General features: G+C 65.0%; 19 protein-coding genes. 4 read left to right on the top strand and 15 right to left on the bottom strand.

The window, feature by feature from the left end:
• Positions 1 to 47 precede the first annotated feature (47 nt).
• The gene (locus JQ621_RS12310; protein ID WP_212234960.1) at positions 48 to 2,330 is read right to left on the bottom strand and encodes a fused MFS/spermidine synthase; all 2,283 of its coding nucleotides are present in this window, start codon (positions 2,328 to 2,330) and stop codon (positions 48 to 50) included.
• A gap of 165 nt (positions 2,331 to 2,495) precedes the next feature.
• Here JQ621_RS12310 and JQ621_RS12305 point away from each other — a divergent pair, with 165 nt between their 5' ends.
• On the top strand, positions 2,496 to 4,106 hold the full coding sequence (locus JQ621_RS12305; RefSeq protein ID WP_212234959.1) for a phytoene desaturase family protein: 1,611 nt from the start codon (positions 2,496 to 2,498) through the stop codon (positions 4,104 to 4,106).
• Between the two features lie 295 nt (positions 4,107 to 4,401).
• Here JQ621_RS12305 and JQ621_RS12300 read toward each other — a convergent pair whose 3' ends face one another.
• Positions 4,402 to 4,557: a Flp family type IVb pilin gene (locus tag JQ621_RS12300; protein ID WP_376708088.1), complete on the bottom strand. Its 156-nt coding sequence runs from the start codon at positions 4,555 to 4,557 to the stop codon at positions 4,402 to 4,404.
• A gap of 163 nt (positions 4,558 to 4,720) precedes the next feature.
• Between JQ621_RS12300 and JQ621_RS12295 the strand changes: the two genes are divergently transcribed.
• Positions 4,721 to 5,608, top strand: a complete 888-nt coding sequence (locus JQ621_RS12295; protein WP_212234957.1) for a 50S ribosomal protein L11 methyltransferase — start codon at positions 4,721 to 4,723, stop codon at positions 5,606 to 5,608.
• A 23-nt stretch (positions 5,609 to 5,631) separates the two neighbouring features.
• On the opposite strand, the gene JQ621_RS12290 is transcribed toward JQ621_RS12295, so the two are convergent.
• Complete coding sequence (locus tag JQ621_RS12290) at positions 5,632 to 5,805, bottom strand: hypothetical protein (RefSeq protein WP_212234956.1); 174 nt, start codon at positions 5,803 to 5,805, stop codon at positions 5,632 to 5,634.
• A 185-nt stretch (positions 5,806 to 5,990) separates the two neighbouring features.
• Here JQ621_RS12290 and JQ621_RS12285 point away from each other — a divergent pair, with 185 nt between their 5' ends.
• On the top strand, positions 5,991 to 7,820 hold the full coding sequence (locus JQ621_RS12285; RefSeq protein ID WP_212234955.1) for an aminopeptidase P family protein: 1,830 nt from the start codon (positions 5,991 to 5,993) through the stop codon (positions 7,818 to 7,820).
• Between the two features lie 307 nt (positions 7,821 to 8,127).
• Complete coding sequence (locus JQ621_RS12280; protein ID WP_212234954.1) at positions 8,128 to 9,408, top strand: multidrug effflux MFS transporter; 1,281 nt, start codon at positions 8,128 to 8,130, stop codon at positions 9,406 to 9,408.
• Positions 9,409 to 9,525: 117 nt separating this feature from the next.
• Here JQ621_RS12280 and ligA read toward each other — a convergent pair whose 3' ends face one another.
• The 12 genes from ligA to murG form a co-directional block, all read right to left on the bottom strand.
• Positions 9,526 to 11,673, bottom strand: a complete 2,148-nt coding sequence (gene ligA / locus JQ621_RS12275) for an NAD-dependent DNA ligase LigA (RefSeq protein WP_212234953.1) — start codon at positions 11,671 to 11,673, stop codon at positions 9,526 to 9,528.
• Between the two features lie 160 nt (positions 11,674 to 11,833).
• Positions 11,834 to 13,507 (bottom strand): DNA repair protein RecN, encoded by a 1,674-nt coding sequence (gene recN, locus JQ621_RS12270; RefSeq protein ID WP_212234952.1) that lies wholly within the window; start codon positions 13,505 to 13,507, stop codon positions 11,834 to 11,836.
• Positions 13,508 to 13,531: 24 nt separating this feature from the next.
• A complete protein-coding gene (locus JQ621_RS12265; RefSeq protein WP_212234951.1) occupies positions 13,532 to 14,419 on the bottom strand; it encodes an outer membrane protein assembly factor BamD in 888 nt (295 codons plus the stop codon).
• A 244-nt stretch (positions 14,420 to 14,663) separates the two neighbouring features.
• The gene (gene lpxC / locus JQ621_RS12260; RefSeq protein WP_212234950.1) at positions 14,664 to 15,626 is read right to left on the bottom strand and encodes a UDP-3-O-acyl-N-acetylglucosamine deacetylase; all 963 of its coding nucleotides are present in this window, start codon (positions 15,624 to 15,626) and stop codon (positions 14,664 to 14,666) included.
• 363 nt (positions 15,627 to 15,989) lie between these two features.
• Entirely contained in the window at positions 15,990 to 17,789 is a 1,800-nt protein-coding gene (gene ftsZ / locus JQ621_RS12255) for a cell division protein FtsZ (RefSeq protein WP_212234949.1), read from the bottom strand.
• Positions 17,790 to 17,876: 87 nt separating this feature from the next.
• A complete protein-coding gene (gene ftsA, locus JQ621_RS12250; RefSeq protein ID WP_212234948.1) occupies positions 17,877 to 19,199 on the bottom strand; it encodes a cell division protein FtsA in 1,323 nt (440 codons plus the stop codon).
• The gene (locus tag JQ621_RS12245) at positions 19,196 to 20,224 is read right to left on the bottom strand and encodes a cell division protein FtsQ/DivIB (RefSeq protein WP_212234947.1); all 1,029 of its coding nucleotides are present in this window, start codon (positions 20,222 to 20,224) and stop codon (positions 19,196 to 19,198) included. The genes ftsA and JQ621_RS12245 overlap by 4 nt, the downstream gene beginning before the upstream one ends.
• Positions 20,225 to 20,571: 347 nt before the next feature.
• A complete protein-coding gene (locus JQ621_RS12240; RefSeq protein ID WP_212235029.1) occupies positions 20,572 to 21,558 on the bottom strand; it encodes a D-alanine--D-alanine ligase family protein in 987 nt (328 codons plus the stop codon).
• A gap of 135 nt (positions 21,559 to 21,693) precedes the next feature.
• A complete protein-coding gene (gene murB / locus JQ621_RS12235; protein ID WP_212234946.1) occupies positions 21,694 to 22,611 on the bottom strand; it encodes a UDP-N-acetylmuramate dehydrogenase in 918 nt (305 codons plus the stop codon).
• Positions 22,608 to 22,862: a hypothetical protein gene (locus tag JQ621_RS12230; protein ID WP_212234945.1), complete on the bottom strand. Its 255-nt coding sequence runs from the start codon at positions 22,860 to 22,862 to the stop codon at positions 22,608 to 22,610. Before JQ621_RS12230 ends, murB begins: the two co-directional genes overlap by 4 nt.
• Positions 22,859 to 24,262 (bottom strand): UDP-N-acetylmuramate--L-alanine ligase, encoded by a 1,404-nt coding sequence (gene murC, locus JQ621_RS12225; RefSeq protein ID WP_212234944.1) that lies wholly within the window; start codon positions 24,260 to 24,262, stop codon positions 22,859 to 22,861. Before murC ends, JQ621_RS12230 begins: the two co-directional genes overlap by 4 nt.
• A gap of 137 nt (positions 24,263 to 24,399) precedes the next feature.
• A complete protein-coding gene (gene murG / locus JQ621_RS12220; protein WP_212234943.1) occupies positions 24,400 to 25,500 on the bottom strand; it encodes an undecaprenyldiphospho-muramoylpentapeptide beta-N-acetylglucosaminyltransferase in 1,101 nt (366 codons plus the stop codon).
• Positions 25,501 to 25,591 lie beyond the last annotated feature (91 nt).

Below are 25,591 nucleotides of genomic sequence, written 5' to 3'. Positions count from 1 at the left end.
CTCCATCCGGGCTACAAACTACGAAGCTGCGTTCGGACTGCGGAATATTACTGCTCGCCGTAGCGCAGCCGCCGATAGAGTGCGCCGAGGATGTTGGAGTAATCATCGGTCCAGACCCGCACCTTCTCGTCCGGATCGGTCTCCTCCCACTGCTTGGAAGACGCGAGCTTACCGACATCGGCCGCCTCGCGCGCGGAGATGACGACGTCGGTCGAGAAGATGTAGTCTGCGTCGCGGCCGGAATCCTCATCAAAGACCCAGCTCTTGAGATCGTTGGCATCGGCAATTCCGACGACGACCGGTTCGAGATCGAGATGCCGGTTAGAGACGTGCATCACCACGGCGCCGTGCGGCGCGAGCTTGTCCTTGTAGATCTTCATTGCCTCTTCGGTCGCGAGATGAATCGGGATCGCATCCGACGAATAAGCGTCGACGATGATGAGGTCGTAGACGCCATCGGGCTCCCTGGCGAAGGTGAGGCGTGCGTCACCGATTACCGGCTTGAAGTTCGGCTGGCAGCTCGAGATGAAGCGGAAATTCTTCGGATCGCTCGCGGCATCGACCATGGACTGGTCGATTTCGAAGAACTTCCAATCTTCACCGGGCTCGGCGGCGCAGGCAAGCGTGCCCGAACCGACGCCGATCGCCGCGACCTTCAACGGCGCGCCCTTGCGCTCGCGGATCGCCGTGATGGCCTGACCGATGCCGCCGTCCTTGTGATAATAGGTGATCGGCTCGGGCCGCCCGGTGACCGGCGTGCCGTCATTGTTGCGGAAACGCTCGGCGCCGTGAATCGTGGTGCCGTGCATCAGCACATGGAAATAGCCGCCCGGCGTCTCCACGATCTTGTGCACGCCGAAGAAGCTGCGCACCGTCGTAACGCGGCCTTCGTCGGCCGGATAGATCCGGATCAGAGCGAGCGCGAGCGCGACGGTGGCAAAGATCTTCCAGCGGCCTGCATTGAGCGCGAGCGCCAGCAGCGCTGCGAGCACCCCAACGGCGCCGGCGACCCAGACGCGCTGGTCCTCGAACCAGGTCGAGAGTGCGCCCGTCGTATAAGACGGCGCAACCAGTGCCGCGGCGAGCACCGCAAGTGCCAGCCAGTACCATTTGACGACGCCGGCAAAACGTTCGTTCGCCGACGGCCGGCACAGCGCCGCAAGCGCGACCAGGATCGGGTATTCGGCGATCCATGAGAACGTGAAGGGCGCCACGAGGCCGGCAAAGAAACCACCAACCATGCCGCCGAACGACAGCGCGACATAGAAGCCGGTGAGATACTTTGCCGCCGGCCGGGTCCGCGCCAATTCGCCGTGACAGGCCATCGCGATGATGAAGAAGCAGAGCTGATGGCCACCAAGCGTGAGCAACAAATTCTGTTCGCCGCCGAAGGCCAGCAGGACGATGATGCCGGCGATCGCGAGCGGCTGCAGCATCAGCATCCATTTGTGCGGCAACAGCGGCCGCGTCTGGAACACGACCACCCAGGTGAGCAGATACAGCGACAGCGGCAGCACCCACAGCAGCGGCGCGGCCGCGACGTCGGTCGAGATATGCGCGGTGACCGCGATGAGCAGGCCTGACGGCACCGCGGCAAGGAAGATCCAGCGCAGCCGCGTCACGATGCCAGGCGCCGGCGCATTCGCGTCCTCGGTCCGCATATCGGCCACAGCCGGCATCGGCGAGCGCAACAGCAGCACGCCGCAGGCGGCGATCAAGAGAATCAAGAGGCCATAGCCCCCGGTCCAGAGCCGGTTCTGCGTGTGCAGCGTGAACATCGGCTCGAGCAGAAACGGATAGGACAACAGGGCGAGGAAGCTGCCGATGTTGGAGGAGGCATAGAGGAAATAGGGATCGCGCCCGTCAGGATGGCCGGTGCGGACGAACCAGGCTTGCAGCAGCGGATTGTTGGCGGCGAGCGCGAAGAACGGCAGCCCGATCGACGTCACGAACAGGCCGAGCAGCCAGAACGCATAGCCGGAGGCCGGCGGCTCGCCATAAGCGCTGGCGATGCCGAGCGGCAGCGCGACGAAGGCGACGACCAGCAACGCAAGATGCACCACCACGGGAACGACGCGATTCCTGATCTGCATCAGCAGATGCGCATAGGCATAGCCGGCGAGCAGCAGCGACTGGAAAAACACCATCGCCACGGACCATACCGCCGGCGAACCGCCGAGTCGCGGCAGCACCATTTTCGTGAACAGCGGCTGCGCCGAGAACAGCAGCAATGCGCTGACGAAGATCGCGGCGGTGTAGACCGCCAGCAGCAGCCGGTTGCGCGACGACGACGGCTGTTCCGTGGCGGCGGGTTGCACGATCGAATCCATGGAAGCTCCGGCTTGCTCCCGGCGGACGCCGGGCGGCGCAATGGAGCACACCGCGCCTGAACGGGCAATAAATGGTCTCGTGATGTTGCCGCGAGGAATGCTTGATATAGAACGTCATTCCGGGGCGCCTCGAAGAGGCGAACCCGGAATGACGCCAGGAACATCATGAGCGAAACCGACGTCGTCATCATCGGCGCTGGCCATAACGGCCTCACCTGCGCGGCCTATCTCGCGATGGCGGGCTTGCGGGTGCACGTGGTCGAGCGCCGCAAGGTGGTGGGCGGGGCCGCGGTCACGGAGGAGTTTCATCCTGGCTTCCGCAACTCGGTCGCGGCCTACACCGTCAGCCTGCTCAATCCGCAGGTCATCCGCGATCTCGGGCTCGCCGAGCAGGGCTTGCGCGTGGTCGAGCGCCGCGCGCAGAATTTCCTGCCCGCGCCTGACGGCAGCTATCTTCTCACAGGCGAGGGCCGGACCAAGACGTCGGTCGCACGGCTCAGCGCGCACGACGCCGACGCGCTCGACGGGTTTTCGCGCGAACTCGAGGACATCGCGGATGTGCTGCGGCAGTTCGTGCTGCGCGCACCGCCGAACCTGCTCGCTCATTTTGGCATTGGCGCCATCCGCGAGGCCGCGAACGCGCTTTCGACAGCCAACATCCTGCGCGGCCTGACGCTGGAGCAGAGCCGCAGTCTGCTCGATCTCTTCACCCGCTCGGCCGGCGAGATGCTGGACGAGCGCTTCGAGCACGATCTCGTCAAGGCGCTGTTCGGCTTCGATGCCATCGTCGGCAATTATGCGAGCCCCTACGCCGCCGGCTCGGCCTATGTGATGCTGCATCACGCCTTCGGCGAGGTGAACGGCAAGAAGGGCGTCTGGGGCCACGCCATCGGCGGCATGGGTGCGATCACGCAGGCGATGGCCCGCGCCGCAGAGGCGCGTGGTGTGACAATCGACACGGATGCCGGCGTGCGCGAGGTGATCGTCGAGCGCGACCGCGCCGTCGGCGTGGTGCTGGAGAACGGCACGGCGATCCGCGCAAGGTATGTCGCGGCCAACGTCAATCCAAAGCTGCTCTATACGCGGCTGATCGCAGCCGACGCGCTTCCTGGGGATTTCCTCGCGCGCATCCGCCATTGGAAGAACGGCTCCGGCACCTTCCGGATGAACGTGGCGCTGGACCGCCTGCCCTCCTTCGCGGCGCTATCAGGCGAAGGCGATCACCTCACCTCCGGCATCATCCTCGCGCCAAGCCTCGGCTATATGGACCGCGCCTATCTCGATGCGCGGGCCGAGGGCTGGAGCCGCCAGCCGATCGTCGAGATGCTGATCCCATCGACACTCGACGACACGCTGGCGCCAGCCGGCAAGCACGTCGCGAGCCTGTTCTGCCAGCACGTCGCCCCCGAGCTGCCTGACGGAAAATCCTGGGACGATCATCGCGAGGAGGTGGCCGATCTCATGATCGCGACGGTCGACAGCTACGCGCCCGGCTTTGCGGCAAGCGTGCTCGGCCGCCAGATCCTCTCCCCGCTCGATCTCGAGCGTCAATTCGGCCTGCTCGGCGGCGACATCTTCCACGGCGCGCTGACCCTGAACCAGCTGTTCTCGGCGCGGCCGATGCTGGGCCATGCCGATTATCGCGGGCCGCTGAAAGGCCTCTACCATTGCGGCTCCGGCGCCCATCCCGGCGGCGGCGTCACCGGCGCGCCGGGCCATAACGCGGCGCAGGCGATCTTGCGGGATCACCGCAGACTGTTTGCAAACCGTGGATAAGCCTGTGGACGGGCTGTGGACAGAGCTGTTGGCGGTGGTGCGCCGAACCCGTGGAAGCTTGAGGCAGAGGCCTAGTACAATCGCGGGGGCAAGCTGTGGAGAACGGGCGGGATAGACCGGGTATAACCGTGGACCGGCCGCGGGATCGCGGGTGGACAACCTGTGGGCCAAAGAGCGCGAGAGCCCGGTTCCCAAAACGACCTCCGCCCGCCAGGAGGCAATTTCCCCGGCGGGCGGTCGCAAACGAAGCCGTCTATGAAAAAAGTGCCCCCCGCTGGGAAATGGGAGGCAGAAATTACTTCAAGGAGCTGCTAACCGAACCGAACTTGTCATTCATCGTGGTGCCCAGGCTGTTCACGACTGTGATGATGGCCAGCGCGATACCGGCCGCGATCAGTCCGTATTCGATCGCGGTCGCGCCTGATTCATCGGACCAGAACTTCGAAACCATGCACTTCAAGACTCGCCTCCATTTCCATTCCAGGGTGTGTCGGTTGGCTCCAACATCCGTACATCTACCCTGTGCAACCTATGGTCTAGTTAACTGGAAGACTGCAAGTTATGCGGAAAACTGGAACAAAAGTTCCCAAAATTGAACTCTACGGAACCCTCGAATGCAGCCCTTGCCGACCCATCGCGCCAGTTTTTCGATAGGCAACGAGTCTGCCGCCAGGCGCGTGGTCGACCTGCTCACGGAAGTCTTTTTCGAGGGCGAGGCGGCCGTTGCAGCCTTCGAACGGCCGGACGGACAATGGGACGTCACGCTGCATTTTGCCGAGGCGCCCGACCAGGAATTGCTGCGCGAACTCGTTGCAACTTCAGCAGGAAATGACATCGCCGCCACCCTCGCCTTCGACACGATCGAGGCCAAGGACTGGGTCAAGGCGAGCCTCGAGGACCTCGTCCCGGTGCCGGCCGGACGCTTCGTCGTTCATGGCAGCCACGACCGCGACCGCGTGGCGCCAAACAAGCTCGCCATCGAGATCGAAGCGGCGCTCGCTTTCGGCACGGGCCACCACGGCACCACGCGCGGCTGTTTACTTCTGCTTGACCATGTCTTGAAACATGCACGGCCGAAGCACGTGCTCGACCTTGGCACCGGTACCGGCGTGCTGGGGATCGCGGCCGCCAAGGCGCTGCATCTGAGGGTGCTGGCCTCCGACATCGACCCTCCCTCGGTGCGGGTCGCGGCCGAGAATGCGGCCCTGAACGAAACAGGGCAATACGTGCGGGTAATCCGGGCGACCGGCTTCGCCGCACCGGATTTTGCCAGAAGCGGCCCGTTCGACCTCGTGCTCGCCAACATCCTTGCCAATCCGCTGCGGCAATTGGCCGGCCCGATGACTCGGCATCTGGCCCCCGGCGCCCACGTCATTCTCTCCGGCCTGTTGACCCACCAGGCGCCCGCGGTGATCGCCGCCTATCGCGTGCGAGGTCTCGCGCCACTCCGCCATCTGCGGATCGAGGGGTGGAGCAGCCTGCTGCTGAGGAAACTCTCGTAGCAACCTCAAACGCCGATGGGGCACTACTTCACCGCCTTCTCGTCACCGCGCTTCGAAGCGCGCAATGCGCGCCTCGCACGGCGCTCGGCGAACCGATCCATCATCTGGCTGATGAGGCCGCGCGGCTTCTTTGGCGTCGCTGCCGCAGGTGCACGGCGCACCGGTGGTGAAATCTTCTCAAAGGTGAACGCTGGCATCGTGTGTCCCCTCGCCGTTGAGATGAACCACTTGCTCGAGTGTCCCTGTTATCCGGACGAAGCGCAACAGCCGCATCCATTACTCCACTCAATTCGAATGGAACATTTTCAAGCACAGTCCATGCCAGATGAGATGCCAATTGCGTCTACATTGCGGACTGATCTCCATGATCCTAAACTGAGCCATGTTCGAAGCTCACTTCCAGACATTCGAAGAGCCCGAGGCCGGCGTCGCATTGACGGCGCGGCTGGCGGCACTCCGTGAAGAACTCGCCCACCGCAAGCTGACCGGCTTCGTCGTTCCGCGCGCCGATCAGCAGCAGAACGAATATGTGGCGCCGTCCGAGGAGCGGCTTGCCTGGCTGACCGGCTTTACCGGCTCGGCCGGGCTCGCCGTGGTGCTGACCCAGGAAGCCGCATTGTTCGTCGACGGCCGCTACACGATCCAGGCGGCCAAACAGGTCGATGCCACGGCGTGGGGGGTGGAATCGCTGATCGATCCGCCACCGGAGAGCTGGGTCTCGGCCCATCTCAAAGCCGGCGATCGCCTAGGATTTGATCCTTGGCTGCACACTTTTGCGGCAGCCGAGCGTCTCTCGGCCGCTTGCGCCAAGGCCGGCGCCGAACTGATCGCGGTCGACAGCAATCCCATCGACGCAGTCTGGCGGGACCGGCCGCAGCCGCCGGTCGCGCCGGTCACGATCCACGGCGTGCAATATGCGGGCGTTGCCGAGGCCGAGAAGCTCGCGCAGATCAAAAGCGAGATCGAGAAGTTGGGAGCCGACGCGCTGGTTCTCTCCGACAGCCATGCGGTGGCCTGGACCTTCAACATCCGCGGCGCCGATGTCGCGCATACGCCGCTCCCGCTCTCCTACGCGCTGGTGCCCAAGGTCGGCCGGCCCACCGTGTTCATCGATCACCGCAAGCTCTCCAACCTCACCCGTGACCATATCGAGCAATCGGCCGACGTGCGCGAGCCCGACGCGCTGACGCCAACACTGATGGCGCTCGCTCGAAGCGGTGCCGCGATCGCGCTCGACAACCCCACCGCGGCCGACGCGCTGAGCCGGTTGATCACGGGCAGCGGCGGCAAGCCGGTGCGCGGCAGCGATCCGGTCGCCCTGCTCAAGGCCGTCAAGAACGCCACCGAAATCAAGGGCACGCAGACCGCGCACCGGCGCGATGCGATCGCGCTGGCGCGCTTCCTCGCCTTCATCGATCGCGAGGCGGGAAGCGGCAAACTCACCGAGATCGATGCGGTCGAGGCGCTGGAGACGTTTCGCCGCGATACCGGTGCGTTGAGGGACGTGTCGTTCCCGACCATCTCCGGCACCGGCCCGAACGGCGCCATCGTGCACTACCGCGTCACCCGCAAGAGCAACCGGCGCATTGCGCCCGGCGACTTGCTGCTGATCGATTCCGGCGCGCAATACGAAGACGGCACCACGGATGTGACCCGCACCATGGCGGTGGGCGAGCCCACCGAGGAGATGCGTGACCGTTTCACCCGCGTGCTGCGCGGTCATATGGCGATTGCGCGCGCAGTCTTCCCGGACGGCACCACCGGCGCGCAGCTCGACACGCTGGCGCGGCAATATCTTTGGGCGGCCGGCGTCGATTTCGAGCATGGCACCGGCCACGGTGTCGGCAGCTATCTCAGCGTGCACGAGGGCCCGGCGCGGATCTCCAAGCTGGGCACCACGCCGCTCAAGCGCGGCATGATCCTCTCCAACGAACCCGGCTATTACAAGACCGACGCTTTCGGCATCCGCATCGAGAACCTCGAGCTGGTCGTCGCCGCCGACATCAAGGGCGCAGAGAAGGCGATGAACGCATTCGAGACGCTGACCTTGGCACCGATCGACCGCCGGCTGATCGACACCGCGATGCTGAACCGCGACGAACTCGCCTGGCTCAATGCCTACCACGCGCGTGTCCGCGCTGAGGTGGGCCCGGCGCTGGATGCGGCGACCAAGGCCTGGCTCGATCAGGCCACGGCGGAGCTGAAGGCTTAAGCCTTGCCCGTATAGCGCCACGCGACCAGCGCAAGGCTCTTTCTCCGCCCTTCGCTGTCATTCCCCGCGAAAGCGGGGAATCCAGTATTCCAGAGACAGAAACGTATGCGGAGAGGCCGCGGCCTACTGGATCGCCCCGTCAAGCCGGGCGATGACACCGGATTTGTGGCTTGAAGCACGCCCAATCAGTCGCCATCGCGCCCTCGTCATAACCGTCCCAAAATCCGTATGGCCGCATTCCGAAACGCCGATTTCGGTCTTGTGCGAACACGCTACAGTCCGCCTCGAACTCGAAAGACGGACGCGCATGCACGGCATGATCAGCAAGCCGCCGGAAGCGGCGAACAAGGACATCGCGACCTCGCGCGTGGTGTTGCTGTTGCTCGTCGTCATGACCGGGATCGCGCCGATTTCGCTCTACATTCTGGTGCCGGCGCTGCCGGTGCTGGCGACGACGTTCGGACGCGACATCTCGATCGCGCAGATGACGGTGTCGCTCTACATGGTCGGCATCGCGCTGTCGCAGCTGATCATGGGGCCGTTGTCGGACAGGTTTGGCCGGCGCCCGGTGCTGCTTGGTGGCCTCGCGCTGATGGTCGCGGCGAGCGTCGCCTGCATCTTCGCCGAAACCCTGCCGCAGCTGATCGCGGCACGCTTCTTCCAGGCGCTTGGCGGCGCCTCCGGCATGGTGATCAGCCGCGCCATCATCCGCGACATCTACGAGCGCGACCGTGTCGCCTCCATGATCAGCCTGGTGGTCGCCGCCCTGATGATCGGCCAGATGGTCTCGCCGCTCACCGGCGGCCTGATCGAGACCGCGTTCGGCTGGCGCGCGATCTTCTACGCGGTCACGATCGGCGCGCTCGCGGTCTCTGTCGGCATTGCGATCGCGTTGCCCGAGACGCGCCGCGACCGTGCAGTCGGCAGCGGCGGCTTTCGCAACGACGTCGGCAGCCTGATCAAGAGCCGCGCCTTCATCGGCTATGTCATGTGCCAGGTGCTGGCCTCGCAGATCATCTTCACCTTCGCCGGCGGCGGTCCCTACATCGTGGTGACCCAGATGGGCCGGACCAGCGCCGAATATGGCGCCTGGTTCGCCACGACGGGATTTGCGTATCTGGTCGGCAATCTGCTCTGCGTGCGCTTCGCGCCGCGGCACTCGCTGGAGAAGCTGATCTGGTTCGGGCTGGGCCTGCAGCTCTGCGGCAGCCTCTTGAACCTGCTCTGGAGCTTCACCGGCTGGAACGAAGCACCTGGCTGGCTCTTTGGCACGCAGATGATCGTGATGGTCGGCAATGCCTTCGTGATGGCGAATTCCGCCGCCGGCGCCATCAGCATCCGCCCTGAAGCCGCCGGTACCGCGTCGGGCGCGATGGGCTTCCTGCAGCAAGGCATCGGCGCACTGATGTCGCAATTCGGCGCCTATCTCGGCGGCCACTCCGCAACGACGCTGCCGCTGACGTCCGCGGTGCTGGCGATCTCGCTGCTCTGCGCCTGCATGATGATCTTCGTCGTTCCTCGCCGCGAGCTCGTGGTGAGCGACGAACTGATCGAACAGGCGGAAGAGGAAGAGACGGGGATGATGTGAAGGGGGGCAGGCCCTCTCCCCGTCATTGCGGGCGCAGCGAAGCAATCCAGACTACCTCGGCGGTGACAGATTGGATTGCTTCGTCGCAAGAGCTCCTCGCAATGACGGAGAGAGACCTCACTCCCCGATCAGCGCCAACCACTCGTCCTCGGTCAGCACCTTGACGCCGTGCTTGTTGGCGTCTGCGAGCTTCGAGCCCGCACCGGGACCGGCGACGACGAGATCGGTCTTCTTCGACACCGATCCCGAGACCTTGGCACCTAAGCGTTCCGCCGTCGCCTTGGCCTCGTCACGGGTCATCTTTTCCAGCGAGCCGGTGAATACCACCGTCTTGCCGGCGACCGCCGAGTTGCTCTTCGGCTTCTCGGCGTCGACGATCTCGACCTCCTTGGTCAGCCGCTCGACGATGCCGCGATTGTGGCTCTCGCCGAAATAGTCGGCGATGCTCTTGATCACGGTGTCGCCGATCTGGTCCAGTGCGTCCATCTCGGCGATCGCCTCTTCGTCGCCTTTGGCGACCTTGAGGCAGGCATCGTGGAAAGCGTCCCAGGAGCCGTAGCCGCGCGCCAGTGCCAGCGCCGTGGTCTCGCCGACATGGCGCATGCCGAGCGCATAGACGAAGCGCTCCAGCGCGATTCTGCGCCGGCTCTCGATGGCCCTGAACAGGTTGCGCACCGAGGTCGCACCGTAGCCCTCGATCTCCTCGAGCTTGAGCTTCGAATTGCGCTTCTCCAGCGTGAAGATGTCGGCGGGCTCCTTGACCCATCCCTCATCGAAGAAATACTGGAGCTGCTTCTCGCCGAGACCGTCGATGTCGAAGGCGCGCCGCGACACGAACAGCTTGAGGTGCTCGATCTTCTGATAAGGGCAGGCAAACTCGCCGGTGCAACGGGCGCGGGATTCCTCTTCGCCGGCGGCCGTCTCGCCGCGCACGACGTCGGTGTGCAGCGGACACGGGCACTTCTTGGGGAAGTGAAATTCCCTGGCGCTCTTCGGCCGTTTGTCGAGGACGACGTCGACGATCTGCGGAATCACGTCGCCGGCGCGCTGGACCACGACGGTGTCGCCGATCCTGATATCGCGGCCCTCGCGCAGCACCTCGCCCTTGTTGCCGATGCCCTTGATGTAATCCTCGTTGTGCAGCGTGACGTTTTGCACGATCACGCCGCCGACCCCGACCGGTTCGAGCTTGCCGACCGGCGTGAACGAGCCGGTGCGGCCGACCTGGATCTCGATGTCGCGCAGCACCGTCATGGCGCGCTCGGCCGGGAATTTGTGCGCGATGCCCCAGCGCGGCGTGCGCGAGACGAAGCCGAGCCGCTCCTGCCAGTCGATGCGGTCGACCTTGTAGACGACGCCGTCGATATCGTAGTCGAGCTCGGCGCGCTCCTCCTCGATGCTCTGGTGGAAGGCGATCAGCTCCTCGACGGAGTGGCAGAGTTTTGTCAGCGGATTGGTCTTGAAGCCACAGCGCTCGAACCAGTGGATCATGCCGGTCTGCGTCTCTTCCGGCATCGCGCTCATTTCGCCCCAGGCATAGGCAAAGAAGCCGAGCGGACGCGAGGCGGTGATGCTCGGGTCCTTCTGCCGCAAGGAGCCTGCCGCCGAATTGCGCGGATTGGCGAAGATGGTATCGCCCGCCGCCTTCTGCCGCTCGTTCAGCGCGAGAAAGGCCCTCTTGGTCATATAGACCTCGCCGCGCACCTCGCAGATCTCAGGGACGTTGCGGCCCTTCAGCTTCTGCGGCACGTCTTCGAGTGTGCGGATATTCGCCGTGACATCCTCGCCCTCTGCGCCGTCGCCACGCGTCGCCGCAGTGACGAGCTCGCCGCCTTCATAGCGCAGCGACATCGAGAGACCATCGATCTTCGGTTCGGCTGAGAAGTTGATCTTGTCGTCATCGAGCTTCAGGAAGCGCACGATCCGGCCGACGAAGTCGCGCACGTCCTCGTCGGCGAAGGCGTTGTCGAGCGACAGCATCGGAACGGAATGCCGCACCTTCTTGAAGCGGCCTGACGGCGCAGCGCCGACCCTCTGTGAGGGCGAGTCTCCGCTGACGAATTCAGGAAAGCGCTTTTCGATCGCATCGAGGCGATGGCGCAGGGCGTCGTACTCGGCGTCGGTGACGGTGGGCGCGTCGTCCTGATAATAGCGCTCGTTGTGCCCCTCGATCTCGAGCGACAGCCGCATGTGCTCGACCTTGGCCTGGGCCTTGGTGAGCTCGGCAACATCACGAAGCGGTTTGGATTTTGCTGCTCTTGCCATGGTGGTTGAATACGACGGAGCGGGTATGACGGTAAAGGCGTGTGGAAATCTCATGCTCCGGACGCTGCGCAGCGCGAAGCGGTGCGCTGCAGAGCCGGGGCCCATCTAGAGGCGGCATTCTGGGTCCCGGCTCGCGCTACGCGCGTCCGGGACACGAAAACTAGGCCGTCGCCGCCTTGAGCAGCCGGTCCGCTGCCGCCCGTGCCTCGGCCGTGATCTCGGCGCCGGCGAGCATGCGGGCGATTTCTTCGCGGCGGTGGTCGGCGGCGAGCGCGTTGACGCGGGTGGCGACACGCTTGCCCTTGTCCAGCGCATCCTTGGAGATCAGCAGATGCTGGTCGGCGCGAGCGGCAACTTGCGGGGCGTGGGTCACGGCCATCACTTGCACCTTCCCGGCAAGCCGGGCCAGCCGAGCGCCGATCGCGTCCGCGACCGCGCCACCGACGCCGGTATCGATCTCGTCGAACACGAGCGTCGGCGCGGAGCCGCGGTCGGACAGCACGACCTTGAGCGCCAGCAGGAAGCGCGAGAGCTCGCCGCCGGAGGCGACCTTCATCATCGGACCTGGCTTGGTGCCCGGATTGGTCTGCACCCAGAACTCAACGCGATCAAATCCCTGCGGTCCGGGCGCGGCCTCGTCGGTCGTGACCTGGGTGATGAATTTCGCGCGTTCGAGCTTGAGCGGCGCAAGCTCGGCGTTGACGGCCTTGTTGAGCTTCTCGGCCGATTTCTGCCGCGCCGCGGAGAGCTTTTTCGCAGCAGCCGCATAGCGGCTATCTGCCTCGATCGCGGCCTGCTCCAGCTTTTTCAGACGCGAGGCGCCGGCATCGATCAGCACGACGTCCGCGGCATATTTGGCCGCGAGCGCGGCGAGGCCATCGACCGGCGTCGAATATTTGCGCGAGGCGGCGCGCAGCGCGAACAACCTCTCCTCGATGCGCTCCAGCTCGGCCGGATCGAAATCGGTTGCGGCGAGCGCCGCCAGGAGATGCTGGTCAGCCTCCTCCAGGGCATTGATCGCGACATCGATCGCCTTCACGGCGGGCTCGACCAGCGCCGGCGAGTTGACGCCGCGACGCTCCAGCCTGCGCACGGCGGCGGCCAAGGCCGAAACGGGCGAATTGTGGCCGCCGACGACCTCCTGCGCCTCGCGCAGGTCGGAGGCGATCTTCTCGCCCTGCATCATGGTGGTACGGCGATTGGCAAGCGAGGTTTCCTCGCCGTCCTTCGGTGCAAGCTGCTTCAGCTCGTCGGAGGCATGGCGCAGATAATCGGCCTCGCGCGCGGCACGCTCCATGCCGGCGCGGTGCTCTTCGAGCTCGGTGTTGGCGGTACGGCGCGCGTCCCAGAGCGCTTCCACGCCGGCTACGTCCTTTTCGAGGCCGGAGAAGGCATCGAGCAGGCGACGATGGGTGGCGGCATCGACCAGCGCGCGCTCGTCATGCTGGCCGTGGATCTCGACCAGCGCGGCGCCGACTGCCTTCAACGTCTGCACGCTGATCGACTGGTCGTTGATGAAGGCGCGGGTGCGCCCGTCGGAGAGCTGGACCCGGCGCAGGATCATCTCGCCGGTATCGTCGAGACCGTTCTCGGCGAGGATCTTTGCTGCGGGGTGATTCTTGGGGATATCGAAGACGGCGGTGACCTGCCCCTGCTCCGCGCCGTGGCGCACGAGGCCGGCGTCACCGCGGCCGCCGAGAGCCAGTGCAAAGGCATCGAGCAGGATGGATTTGCCCGCACCGGTCTCGCCGGTCAAAACCGCAAGCCCGGTGGCGAATTCGATATCGAGCCGTTCGATCAGGACGATGTCACGGATCGACAGACGCGCCAGCATGGAACCAGATTTCCTCGCCGAGACCTAGAGGCCTATCTTCTTGAAGGTCTGGCTGATCCAGGACCCCTGATTCTCGCTCGGCTCGAGACCGCCGGATTTTACAAGATTATAGGCGTCCTTGTACCAGCGGCTGTCAGGAAAATTGTGGCCGAGCACGGCGGCGGCGGTCTGGGCCTCGCCGACGATGCCGATCGACATATAAGCCTCGGTGAGGCGGTAAAGCGCCTCCTCGACGTGGCGGGTGGTCTGGTATTGCGTCACCACGGCCTTGTAGCGGTTGATCGCGGCCGTGTAGTCGCGCTTCTGCATGTAGTAGCGCCCGACGGACATTTCCTTGCCGGCGAGCTGATCGCGGGCGCCCTCGATCTTGGCCTTGGCGGAGGTCGCATATTCGGACGTCGGATATTTGCGCACCACCTCTTCCAGCGAAGCGATCGCCTTCTCGGTGCGGCCCTGGTCGCGATTGATGTCCGGGATCTGGTCGTAGTGCGAGGCGGCTATCAAATATTGCGCATAAGCGGCGTCCGGGCTGCCGGGATGCAGGGTGACGTAGCGGGTCGCAGCACCGATGCAGCTGTCATAGTCGCCGCCCTGGTAAGACGCGTAGGCCGACATCAGCAGCGATTTGCGCGCCCAGTCGGAATAAGGATGCTGGCGGTCGACCTCTTCGAACTTCTTGTTCGCCGCCTTCATGTCCTTCTTTTCGTTCATGAGGTACAGGCCCTCATTGTAGATCTTGTCGGCGGGCTCCTCGACGAAGGTGTCGTCCTTGTTGGTGAACTTGTCCCAGAGAGAGCCGGTGCCGCAGCCAGCCAGCGGCACGGCGAGCAGGAACAGGCTTGCCGCCTGAAGCAGCCTGCGGGCTTGAGATGAAATCGAGAGATATCCGCGCGTCATACGCTGTGCCGACATAGATTTAAGACCTGACGCCCTGTGATGCGGTGTCCGCAGGCCCAAGATCCCCGTCATGGGCGCGAAATGTGACCGTGGTGCCTGCCATGCGACCACGCCGGTGTAACCGAAAATCGATCGTTAACCTACCGGATAGGCAGGCATTCCGCCCGGATTAAGGCGAACTTGCCGCAATCCTAGGGGATCATGGTTACCAGGAGTTTCCCGGAGAATTCGTGGCTTGATGGCCTGCTGCGGCTGGCGCTCAGGACACGTCCGGCCCGTAGGCCGCGGCGATCCGGCCGCCGACGATGCCGCTTCCAACTTCGACCACAGGGCGCGCCGTGCGGCGAGCTGCCTCGCCTTCGATCACCCGCCAGGCGGTGCGGTCGGCGAGCAGTGCGGTCAGGACGGCATGGTTGAGCTTGTGGCCACCACGCACCGAGCGGTAAGCGCCGAGCAGCGGCAGGCCGGCGAGCGCAAGATCGCCGATCGCGTCGAGCACCTTGTGGCGGGCGCATTCGTCGGCATAACGCAGGCCCTCGGTGTTGAGCAGCCGCTCGTCGTCGAACACGACGGTATTTTCAAAAGAAGCGCCGAGCGCATAGCCAGCGCTCCAGAGCTTGGCGACATCGCCCATCAGACCGAAGGTCCGGGCGCGAGCGACTTCGCGGCGGAAACGTTCCGGGTTGACGTCGAAGCCATAGCTCTGCTGGCCGATCACGGGATTGGTGAAGTCGATCTCGACCTCGGCGCGGAAACCGCTCGCGTAGGGGCGGATCTCACCGAAGGAGTCGCCCATCTTGACCGCGATCGGCTTCAAAACCTGGATAAAGCGGCGCTGCGCCGGCTGGTTCACAATGCCCGCCTGATCGATCGCGGCGATGAAGGCCGCGGCGCTGCCGTCCATAATCGGCACTTCGGGACCATCGACTTCGATGATGGCGTTGTCGACACCCATGCCCCGCAGCGCAGCAAGCACATGCTCGGCGGTGGAGATCAACGGACCATTGCGATCACCGAGGACAGTCGCAAAATCGGTAGCCACCACATGCTCGGCGGACGCCTGAATCTCGCGGTCACTTCCCTCAAGCCCGGTGCGGACAAAAATAAGACCCGCATCGACTGGTGCAGGCCCAAGCGTGAGAGTGACGGGAAGACCGGAATGAACGCCGACGCCGGCCACGGTGGCTTGCGCACGAAGCGTTGTTTGCCGGCTAAATTTCATCAGGAACCCGCCCCACTACGACCCACTGCGACTTATACTAGACCCAACTGATCGATCGAGATCGACCGCTCGAATCTCCGTATCCCCAAGTCACGGCAAACCATAGTCACTGCCTCAAAGAGCGCCAACTCACGCTTTTTTACCGATTGTTACCCCAAACCTGCCGTATTCGCGCCAAGGCTTAACCAAATTGCACCTCGGTCCGGGGCCGTTACCGGCGGTTTTACTGAACCACCGAACAGGTAATTAATGATTTAAAATCAGTTGCTTGAGCGCGCACCCCGGATATTTACGGGACCACGGAAAAGGTCCCGGCGAGCGTCTCGCCGGGACCTTTTTGTGTCCGCCTTATTGTAACAATTCTCAGGTCGCCTGCCGTCGCAGGAAGGCCGGGATATCAAGATGGTCGTCTCCCTGTGGCGCCGGCGCAACAGGTGCCGGGCGGCCATGGGCGTCCAGACCCTGGGGTGCGGGCCGGCGGGCATATTCCGACACCGGCTCGCTGGCTGCGATCTGCTGCTGCACCGTCCGCTGCGGCTTGCGATCGGGCAGCGCCGGCATGGCGGGACCAGCCGCGCGGGCAGCGATCGGCGCCTCGGTCTCCTCGTCGCGACGGCCGAGGCCGACATTGGCGAGGCGCTGGAGCAGCGACAGGCGGGTCTTCTGCGGCGTTTCGTCCTCGACCTCGCCGCGGGCCTGACGAAGCTCGGCCTGGGCCGGCATCGGCAGTTCATCGAGGCGCGGCATCCGCGGCGCACGGGCCGGAGCACGCTCGGCCTGCGGCGGGATGAAGGTTTCCGGCGTCATCGGCTCCTGCATGGCAAGCGGCGCCTGCTCGGGCTCCGGAAACAGCGTGGGCTTCTGCGCAATCGGGCGCACGGTCACATCGCCGTAGGTCTGCGGCGCGGAGGCCTGCGGCACCTCGGCAACCGCGGCGGCGATGGCGGCGAGCGCAGCACGCTCGACGTTCGGACGCGGCGCGACCGGCGCGGCCGCGACAGGCGCGGCGGCCGGGATCTGCGCATCCAGCTTCTGGGCACGCTCGGCCAGGCGCTGGTTATCGGCGCGCAGGCGCGCGGTCAGGTCGGCGAGACGGCTCTCCGCAGCAGCAGCTGGCGCCGCGGGAGCCTGCTGCACCTGCTGCGGCGCGGCGTTCGCGACCGGAGCGGAGGTGGCCTGGCTGTTGCGGGCGATCGCGGCCTGCTCGATGCCGGTGGCAACGACCGAGACGCGGATCAGGCCATCGAGCGCTTCGTCGAAGGTGGCGCCGACGATGATGTTGGCGTCCTGGTCGACTTCCTCGCGGATGCGGGTCGCGGCTTCGTCGACCTCGAACAGGGTCAGGTCCTTGCCGCCGGTGATCGAGATCAGGAGGCCCTTGGCACCCTTCATCGAACTGTCGTCGATCAGCGGGTTGGCGATCGCAGCTTCGGCAGCGGTCAGCGCGCGCTTGTCGCCGGAGGCTTCGCCCGTTCCCATCATCGCCTTGCCCATTTCCCTCATCACCGCCCTGACGTCGGCGAAGTCGAGGTTGATCAGGCCTTCCTTGACCATCAGGTCGGTGATGCAGGCGACGCCCGAGTAGAGCACCTGGTCGGCCATCGCGAAGGCGTCGGCGAAGGTGGTCTTTTCGTTGGCGACCCGGAACAGGTTCTGGTTCGGGATGATGAGCAGCGTGTCGACCACCTTGTGCAGTTCGGCAATGCCGGCTTCGGCGGTGCGCATGCGGCGGCCGCCCTCGAAGTGGAACGGCTTGGTCACGACGCCGACGGTGAGGATGCCCATGTCGCGCGCGGTCTTGGCGATGACGGGAGCAGCACCGGTGCCGGTGCCGCCACCCATGCCGGCGGTGACGAACACCATGTTGGCGCCCGAGAGATGGTCGCGCAGCTCGTCGATGACCTCTTCGGCGGCGGCGGCGCCGACGTTCGGCTGCGAACCCGCGCCGAGCCCTTGCGTCACCGCGGTGCCCATCTGCACGATGCGCTGCGCCTTCGACATCGTCAGCGCCTGCGCATCGGTGTTGGCGACCACGAAGTCGACGCCCTGCAGGCCCGCCGTGATCATGTTGTTGACGGCGTTGCCGCCGGCGCCACCGACGCCGAACACGGTGATGCGGGGCTTCAACTCGTGAATATCAGGAACATTGATGCTGATGGTCATGTTTGCCTCTCGATCACGCGCGCGTGGGTTCGCCCCGGCCTGCGGCCGCGGGAGTTGGTGAAATCAGACATTTGCGGAAAGCGGTCATCAAAAGCCCTCGCGTAGCCATCGTCCGACCTTTCCGAAATAACCGCCCGTCCCTGTCCTGACCTGCTGCCGCGTATGCCGCGGTTCGACATGTTCCTGGTGGACATATTGCGGGTAGACGAGAAGACCGGCCGGCACCGCGAACGCGGCGTTCTTCGCCTCGTTGGGCAAGCGGCCGAAACCGAGCGGACGCCCGACCCGCACGGGCCGGCCGAGAATCTGCGTTCCGAGCTCGACGAGGCCGGTGAGCTGCGAGGCGCCGCCGGAGAGCACGACACGGCCCTTGGGCTCGGCGGCGAACGGCGAATCCTTCAACTTGTCCCGAACCATTTCGAAGACTTCCTCGGCACGGTGCTTGACGATGTTGGCGATGGTGGCGCGCGAAACGATCTGCGGCAGATCCTGGTCGTCACCGGCTGTCGGTACAGACATCAGCTCACGCGAGTCCGATCCGCCGGTGATGACGGTGCCGTATAACGTCTTGATTCGCTCGGCATCGGCAATGGTCGCCGAGAGTCCGCGCGCAAGATCCATCGTGATGTGTTGCCCGCCGACCGCAAAACCGGCCGCGTGCACGAAGCGGCCTCCCGAATAGACCGCGATGGTGGTGGTGCCCGCCCCCATCTCGACGACGGCGGCGCCGAGATCGGCCTCGTCGTCGGTGAGCACCGACAGGCCGGCCACATAGGGGCTCGCCGCCATGGCTTCGACGTTGAGATGGCAGCGTTCCACCGCCAGCATCAGGTTTCGCGCCACCGTGGCGTCGCAGGTGACGACGTTCATGTCGACACCGAATTGATGGGCAACCATGCCGCGGGGATCGCGGATGCCCTTGACGCCGTCGAGCGTGTAGCCGACCGGCAGCGCGTGCAGCACGGTGCGGCCCTCGCCGGTGGCGTGGCGCATGCCGGTGGAGGTGACGCGGCTGACATCGGCCGGCGTCACCGCGCCGCCGCGGATATCGGCGGCAGCTTCGACGAGCTGGCCGGAGAGCCGGCCACCGGAGACCGACAGCAGCACGGACTCGACCCGCACCTTGGCCATTTTCTCGGCAAGCCCGACGGCCTGGCGGACCGCCTGCTCGCATTCGCCGAGATCGACCACCGCGCCGGCCTTCATGCCGCGCGACTGGATCTGGCTGTAACCGATCAGCTCCACCGCATGGGTACGGCCTTGCAGGGCTTCGCTCGGCGCCGACGGCTTCAGGCGGGCGATCATGCAGGCGATCTTGCTGGTGCCGATGTCGAGGCAGGCGACGAGGCCACCGCGCTTGTGCGGCATCGGGCGCGTCTTCGGCGTCTGGGTGCGATCAAGACCGGTCATGCGGCGTCCCCGGCCTTCTTTTTCTTCTTCTCCTTGAACAGATCCTCGCGCGCCTTGGCGGCGTCGTCGGACAGCTGCACCACCAGACGATCGGGCAGGCGCATGTCGATGGCGACGATGTCCTTCGAGAACAACCGGTCATCCTTGTCGAGCTTGGACAGCGCGGCGAGCGCGTTGCCGACATCCTGCTCGGGCAGGCGGACGTCGAGGCCGTCCTTCAGCCTCAGGTTCCAGCGGCGCTCGCCGACATAGATCGCGGCCTTGGTGACCGAGTTGACCTGCGGATAGCGTGCGAGCAGCGCCAGGAAGTCGCGGGCCTGGGTGTCGGCGCCCTTGCCGACCACCAGCGGCAGCGACAGGAACCGGCGCGACACATAGGGTTCGAGCAGCGCGCCGTCGTCGGCGATGACGGAGAGCCGGCCGGCCTCCTGCCACAGCGCGAACGCCTTGCGCTCGGTGATCTCGATCATCAGCTGGCCCGGATAGAGCTTGAGCACGGTCGCGTCCGCAATCCAGGGATTGGCCTTGAGCTTGTCGCGGACGTCGTCGGCATCGAGGAACAGCAGCGAGGAGCGGCCGCTGACGCCGCCGATCGCGAGGATCTCGTCCTGGCTGAGCTGCTTGCGACCGTTGATCACGACCGAGGTGATGCGGAAGCCGGCCGAATTGGCCATGGCGTTGCGCGCGTCGCTGACGGCGGTGATGAAATCATGGAGATGGCCGCCCTTGACGATGCCGAGGCCGCAGCTGCCGATCAGCAGCAGCGCGGTCATGCTGATCCCGACCCGGCGCGGCAGATAGCGCTCGACCAGCGCGATCAGACGCGGCGGCGGCTCGCGTTCGACGACGGCCTTGGCCTTGATTTTCTGCTTGGCGGTGACCCGCTTCTGGTGAAGCCGTTGCTGGCGCTTATCCTGCACCCACTCGCGCAGAAGCACGACCGCTCCGATAGCGGCCGCCTTCAGGTCAGCTTGGGGCCTCAGCGATCTCAAAAACGACCGGGTGAGGCTTCCTGCTCCATCCATTGCACGAGCTCGTCAACAGTTTGCCCGCAACACTGCGCGGGCCCTGGCGAACATGACGTCTCGGACGTGCCGGGCCGGGTACTGGTCTTCGGCAGAAGAAACCGCTCCCCTTCAAAACGTTCGCCGATCGGATCCTTCCCAAACGGTTCACGCGCCGGCAGCCAAAACGCCATATGCGCCGCCAGCGTTAACCTTCGGATGTCCTGGTAAACAAAAGGTAAAATTCGTTAACGCGGGATGCTTTTTGCCCAGGCGAGTGAGGCAGTTGCGCCACGATGTCCGGCATTTTACCGGTTTTGGCCGCCAAACCGGGCGCTTTCGCCCGTCTGGCCGTTAACCAATCCTAACTATTTCCGCACGCCCCGCTCGGCGAGCTCGATCAGGCCACGGAGGAAGTCGACAAATGCGATGCCCTCGGCCTTCAGCGCCTTGGGGTAGAGCGAGGATTTGGTCAGCCCGGGCAGCGTGTTGGTTTCGAGATAGACCAGCCCCTTGTCCGAGACGATGAAGTCGGAGCGGGAATAACCGGTGCAGGACATCGCGCGGTGCGCCAGCATGGCCTGCGTCTTGAGCGCGGCGGTCACCTCCGGGGTGAAGCGGCCCGGGCAGATCTCCTGGGTCGTCGACAGCAGATATTTTGCGGCGTAGTCGAAACTGCCCTCGCCCGGAATGATCTCGATCGGCGGCAGCGAGATGATCGACCCATCGGTGCGCTCGAGCACACCGCAGGTCGCCTCGACGCCGGCGATGTAGGGCTCGATCACGTACTCCTCGTGCTTGGCCGCGTTGCGGACGGCAACGAGATCCTGCCTGGCGTTGACGAAGATCAGGCCGTAGCTCGAGCCGTCACGCGCCGGCTTTGCGATCAGCCTGCCATACTCGGCGAAGGCGTCGTCGATGTTGTCGAGCGCGATGTTTGCCGGCGGCGTCACACCGCCAAGCGCGGCAAAACGTTTGGCCGCGATCTTGTCGAAGGCGAGATGCGAGGAGGCTGAGCCGGAGCCAGTGAAGGGAACGCCGCGCGTCTCACACATCACCTGCAATTCGCCGTTCTCCGCAGCTCCGCCGTGCAAGCTCAGCACGAGGACGCGGTCTTCGGCCTTGGCTTTGTCGAGCGCCTGTGGCAGCGGAATTCCGCGCGTGCCCGGCTTGAACTCGTCTTCGAATGGACGGGTATGCTCGAGCAGTTGCTTGGACTGCACGACATGCACCTTGTCCTCGACATCCCACCACCACAGATCGGCCTCGGGCAATGCCTGATGCAGCGCCTGGGCTGAAGCCACTGAAACCAGACGCTCGCGGTTGGAGCCGCCGAAGAGGATGGTGATGCGCATGTTCATGGTCCGCAATTTCTCCAATTCGTCATTCCGGGGCGCGACGAAGTCGCGAACCCGGAATCCATTTCTCCACCGAATCTGCGGCCCGATGGATTCCGGGCTCTCGCTTCGCGAGCCCCGGAATGACGGTGATCATGAAATCCCGATCCGCTTGATTTCCCAGTGCAGCTCAATTCCGGAATTCGCCTTCACGCGTTCACGCACGGTCTCGCCCAGCGTCTCGATGTCGTGCGCGGTGGCATCGCCCGTATTGATCAGGAAATTGCAGTGCATCTGCGAGACCTGCGCGCCCCCGACGCGCAAGCCACGGCAACCGGCGGCATCCACCAGCTTCCAGGCGGAATGGCCGGGCGGATTCTTGAAGGTCGAGCCGCCGGTCTTCTCGCGGATCGGCTGCGCGGTCTCGCGGTGGGACTGCACCTCCGCCATCCGCGCGCGGATGGCCTCGGCATCCCTGATCTCGCCGCGAAAGCGCGCGGACGTGAAGATGATGGAGGGGTCGACGCCGCTGTTGCGATAGACGAATTTCATGTCCGCGTTGGAGAAGACGTGCGTGGTGCCGTCGCGCCCGACGCCGCGCGCCTCGATCAGCACGTCCTTGGTCTCGCCGCCATTGGCACCGGCATTCATGCGCAGCGCGCCGCCGATCGTGCCGGGTATGCCGAAATAGAATTCGAGCCCGCCGATATTGGCGCCAGCCGCAACCTCCGCGACGCGCTTGTCGAGCGCAGCCGCGCCGGCGGTGACGATGTCGCCACTCGCGGCAGCCTCGCCGAACGCGCGCGGTGCGAGGCGGATCACCGCGCCCGCAATGCCGCCATCACGCACGATCAGGTTGGAGCCGACGCCGACGACATAGACCGGGATGTCCTTGGCCAGATGCGCGAGGAAGTAGGCGAGATCGTCCTCATCCGCCGGCGTGAACAGCACCTGCGCCGGCCCGCCGACGCGAAACCAGGTCAGCTCGGCCAGCGACTGGTTCGCGAGCAGCCGGCCGCGCAACTCCGGCATCGCGGCTTTGAGCTCGGGTGTGATGTCGGGGAAGCTCATTGGATGTCCGGAAGGTTTGGAAACCAGACGCCGCGACGAAGCATCACGCCAATATTTGGAGCAACATGATTTTGGTCAAGGTCATCAATGCTTCGCACTTCCGTCGAGCTATCGACTATTGATTCTTCGTCTGGCTGTCCCGTCAGAACTCTCCGCGCTTCGGCCAGGAGATGCATCGCGTCTTGCCAATCCCGAGCTGTAATGCCGAAACCAAGCGGAACATCTCGCAACTGCAGCCAAAGGACCTTCATCCCAACGCCTTCAATTGGTCCGGCAACGCATAGGCCCATTGCGTGATGTTGCCGGCCCCCAGACACACCACGAGATCGCCGGACTTCGCCAGTCCCTTGACGATGCCTGCAAGCTCCGGCGCCGCCGGCAGCGGGATCACCTCGCGGTGGCCGTGCGCGCGCAGGCCCGCGACGAAATGATCGCGGTCGATGCCGTCGATCGGGCTCTCGCCCGCGGCATAGACGTCGGCGACGACGACCGCATCCGCGTCGTTGAAGCAGGTGCAAAATTCCTCGAACAGCGATTGCAGGCGGGTGTAGCGATGCGGCTGCACCACGGCGATGATCCTGCCGTTGGTGGATTCGCGTGCCGCTTTGAGCACCGCTGCGATTTCGACGGGGTGATGGCCGTAATCGTCGATCACGGTGATGCCGTTCCACTCGCCTGTCTTGGTGAAGCGGCGCTTGACGCCGCCGAAGCCGGCGATTGCCTTGCGGATCGCATCGTCAGGGACGCCGAGCTCGCGCGCGACCGCGATCGCGGCCGTCGCGTTGGAGGCGTTGTGACGACCGGGCATCGGCAGCATGAGATCGGCGATCTCGTGCACGGCGCCCGTCTTGCGATCGTGGAACGCGACCTTGAACTTCGAGCCGCCGCCCATCGGGGTCAGGTCGAGAAGCCGCACATCGGCCTGCGGGTTCTGGCCGTACGTGATGATACGGCGATCCTCGATCTTGCCGACGAGGGTCTGCACCACCGGATGATCGATGCACATCACGGCAAAGCCGTAGAACGGCAGGTTCTCGACGAAGTGCCGGAATGCGTCCTGCACGGCATCAAACGTCTTGAAGTGGTCGAGATGCTCAGGGTCGACATTGGTGACGATCGCGACATCCGTCGGCAGCTTCAGAAACGTGCCGTCGCTCTCGTCGGCTTCCACCACCATCCAGTCGCCGGCGCCGAGACGCGCGTTGGAGCCGTAGGCGTTGATGATGCCGCCATTGATCACGGTCGGATCGAGCCCGCCCGCATCCAGCAGCGTTGCGACCATCGTGGTCGTGGTGGTCTTGCCATGCGTGCCGGCGATCGCGACGCAGCTCTTGAGCCGCATCAATTCGGCCAGCATCTCGGCGCGGCGCACCACGGGAATGCGCCGCTCGCGCGCGGCCATCAGCTCCGGATTGTCGCGCTTGATCGCGGAGGACACCACGACGACTTCGGCGCCGTCGACATTCTCGCTCCTGTGGCCGACCGAGACCTTCGCGCCCTTCTTGCGCAGACGGTCGAGATTGTAATTGTCCGAGGCGTCCGAGCCCTGCACGGCATAGCCGAGATTGACCAGCACCTCGGCGATGCCGCTCATGCCGATCCCGCCGATCCCGACGAAGTGGATGGGTCCGATCTCGCGCGGCAGTCTCATGCTTTATCCCGTCGTTCCGTCGTCATGCCCGGGCTTGTCCCGGGCATCCACGAATCCCTACTACTTCATGCAAGACGTGGATGGCCGGGACAAGCCCGGCCATGACGGCAAAAGCAGGAAATTTGGCCGGTTTCGCGTCAGATTCCCGCGACCTTGACCACCAGATCGGCCAGCCGCTCGGCGGCGTCGAGCCGTCCTGCTCCTTTCGCCGCGGCGGCCATGGCGGCAAGCCGCGCCGGCTCGGCGGCAAAACCGGAGATCTCGGCGGCGAGGCGGTCGGAGGTGAACTCGGTCTGCGGGATGCGGATCGCGCCATCGACCTTGGCCAGCACGCCGGCATTGGCGAACTGGTCCTGGTCGATCGCACCCGGCAGCGGCACCAGGATCGAGGGCCGGCCGATCGCGGCGAGCTCGGCCACGGTGCCGGCACCGGAGCGCGACACCACCAGATGGTTCGATGCCAGCCGTGCCGGCAGATCGGTGAAGAACGGCGCAAGCTCGGCCTTGATCTTGAGCTTGTCGTAGACCGCGCGCACGCGGGTCATGTCCTCGTCGCGGACTTGCTGGGTGAGGATAAGCCGGCCCCACAAAGCGGGCTCGAGCCGTTCGATCGCGCCAGGCACGATATCGGCCATGATGCGCGCGCCCTGGCTGCCGCCGACGACAAGCAAACGCAGCGGACCATTCACTTCGGGTGCGGCATATTGCACCGCCGCTGCCGCAAGGACCGCCGGCCGCATCGGCGTGCCGACCGTGGTGGTCTTGCCCGACAGCGCAGGATCGCGGTCGAGCACGCCGGGCAACGACGTTGCGATGGCGTTCACACGGCTCGACAGGAAACGGTTGGCGCGACCAAGCACCGCATTGGCGTCATGGATGATGCCGGGCACGCCGGCGAATTTGGCCGCCACCAGCGGCGGCAATGTCGGATAGCCGCCGAAGCCAACGACAGCCATGGGCTTCAATCGCTTGATCAGGCGGTAAGCAGCGAGGGTGCCGGTCGCAAGCGTCAGGCCGGCATAAGCGAGCTGGACCGGATTGCGGCCGCGCGCGGTCTCGCTCGCGACGACGTCGATCATGTCCTTGCTGAACAACCCGCTATAGCGCAGCGCCCGATCATCGGTGACGAGACGGACGCGAAAGCCGCGCCGGATCAACTCGACGCCGAGCGCCTCGGCCGGAAACAGATGGCCGCCGGTGCCGCCCGCGGCGAGAAGAATCAGAGGGGATTGGTCCATGGATCACGTTTTACAGTGTCTCCCCCGTCATTGCGAGCGGAGCGAAGCAATCCAGAATCCCTCCGCGGGGGCAGTCTGGATTGCTTCGCTG

Origin of the sequence: Bradyrhizobium manausense (assembly GCF_018129685.1) — a bacterium.
In the GTDB taxonomy this organism is placed as follows: Bacteria; Pseudomonadota; Alphaproteobacteria; order Rhizobiales; family Xanthobacteraceae; genus Bradyrhizobium; species Bradyrhizobium manausense_D.
Note: the sequence above shows the minus strand (reverse complement) of the source record. Positions and strands in the feature narration are given on the sequence as shown.

Bases quoted from the DNA above. Each gene is read 5' to 3' on its own strand.
- JQ621_RS12310 (WP_212234960.1), bottom strand. From the start codon at position 2,330: ATGGATTCGATCGTGCAACCCGCCGCCACGGAACAGCCGTCGTCGTCG.
- JQ621_RS12305 (WP_212234959.1), top strand. From the start codon at position 2,496: ATGAGCGAAACCGACGTCGTCATCATCGGCGCTGGCCATAACGGCCTC.
- JQ621_RS12300 (WP_376708088.1), bottom strand. From the start codon at position 4,557: ATGGTTTCGAAGTTCTGGTCCGATGAATCAGGCGCGACCGCGATCGAA.
- JQ621_RS12295 (WP_212234957.1), top strand. From the start codon at position 4,721: ATGCAGCCCTTGCCGACCCATCGCGCCAGTTTTTCGATAGGCAACGAG.
- JQ621_RS12290 (WP_212234956.1), bottom strand. From the start codon at position 5,805: ATGCCAGCGTTCACCTTTGAGAAGATTTCACCACCGGTGCGCCGTGCA.
- JQ621_RS12285 (WP_212234955.1), top strand. From the start codon at position 5,991: ATGTTCGAAGCTCACTTCCAGACATTCGAAGAGCCCGAGGCCGGCGTC.
- JQ621_RS12280 (WP_212234954.1), top strand. From the start codon at position 8,128: ATGCACGGCATGATCAGCAAGCCGCCGGAAGCGGCGAACAAGGACATC.
- ligA (WP_212234953.1), bottom strand. From the start codon at position 11,673: ATGGCAAGAGCAGCAAAATCCAAACCGCTTCGTGATGTTGCCGAGCTC.
- recN (WP_212234952.1), bottom strand. From the start codon at position 13,507: ATGCTGGCGCGTCTGTCGATCCGTGACATCGTCCTGATCGAACGGCTC.
- JQ621_RS12265 (WP_212234951.1), bottom strand. From the start codon at position 14,419: ATGTCGGCACAGCGTATGACGCGCGGATATCTCTCGATTTCATCTCAA.
- lpxC (WP_212234950.1), bottom strand. From the start codon at position 15,626: ATGAAATTTAGCCGGCAAACAACGCTTCGTGCGCAAGCCACCGTGGCC.
- ftsZ (WP_212234949.1), bottom strand. From the start codon at position 17,789: ATGACCATCAGCATCAATGTTCCTGATATTCACGAGTTGAAGCCCCGC.
- ftsA (WP_212234948.1), bottom strand. From the start codon at position 19,199: ATGACCGGTCTTGATCGCACCCAGACGCCGAAGACGCGCCCGATGCCG.
- JQ621_RS12245 (WP_212234947.1), bottom strand. From the start codon at position 20,224: ATGGATGGAGCAGGAAGCCTCACCCGGTCGTTTTTGAGATCGCTGAGG.
- JQ621_RS12240 (WP_212235029.1), bottom strand. From the start codon at position 21,558: ATGCGCATCACCATCCTCTTCGGCGGCTCCAACCGCGAGCGTCTGGTT.
- murB (WP_212234946.1), bottom strand. From the start codon at position 22,611: ATGAGCTTCCCCGACATCACACCCGAGCTCAAAGCCGCGATGCCGGAG.
- JQ621_RS12230 (WP_212234945.1), bottom strand. From the start codon at position 22,862: ATGAAGGTCCTTTGGCTGCAGTTGCGAGATGTTCCGCTTGGTTTCGGC.
- murC (WP_212234944.1), bottom strand. From the start codon at position 24,262: ATGAGACTGCCGCGCGAGATCGGACCCATCCACTTCGTCGGGATCGGC.
- murG (WP_212234943.1), bottom strand. From the start codon at position 25,500: ATGGACCAATCCCCTCTGATTCTTCTCGCCGCGGGCGGCACCGGCGGC.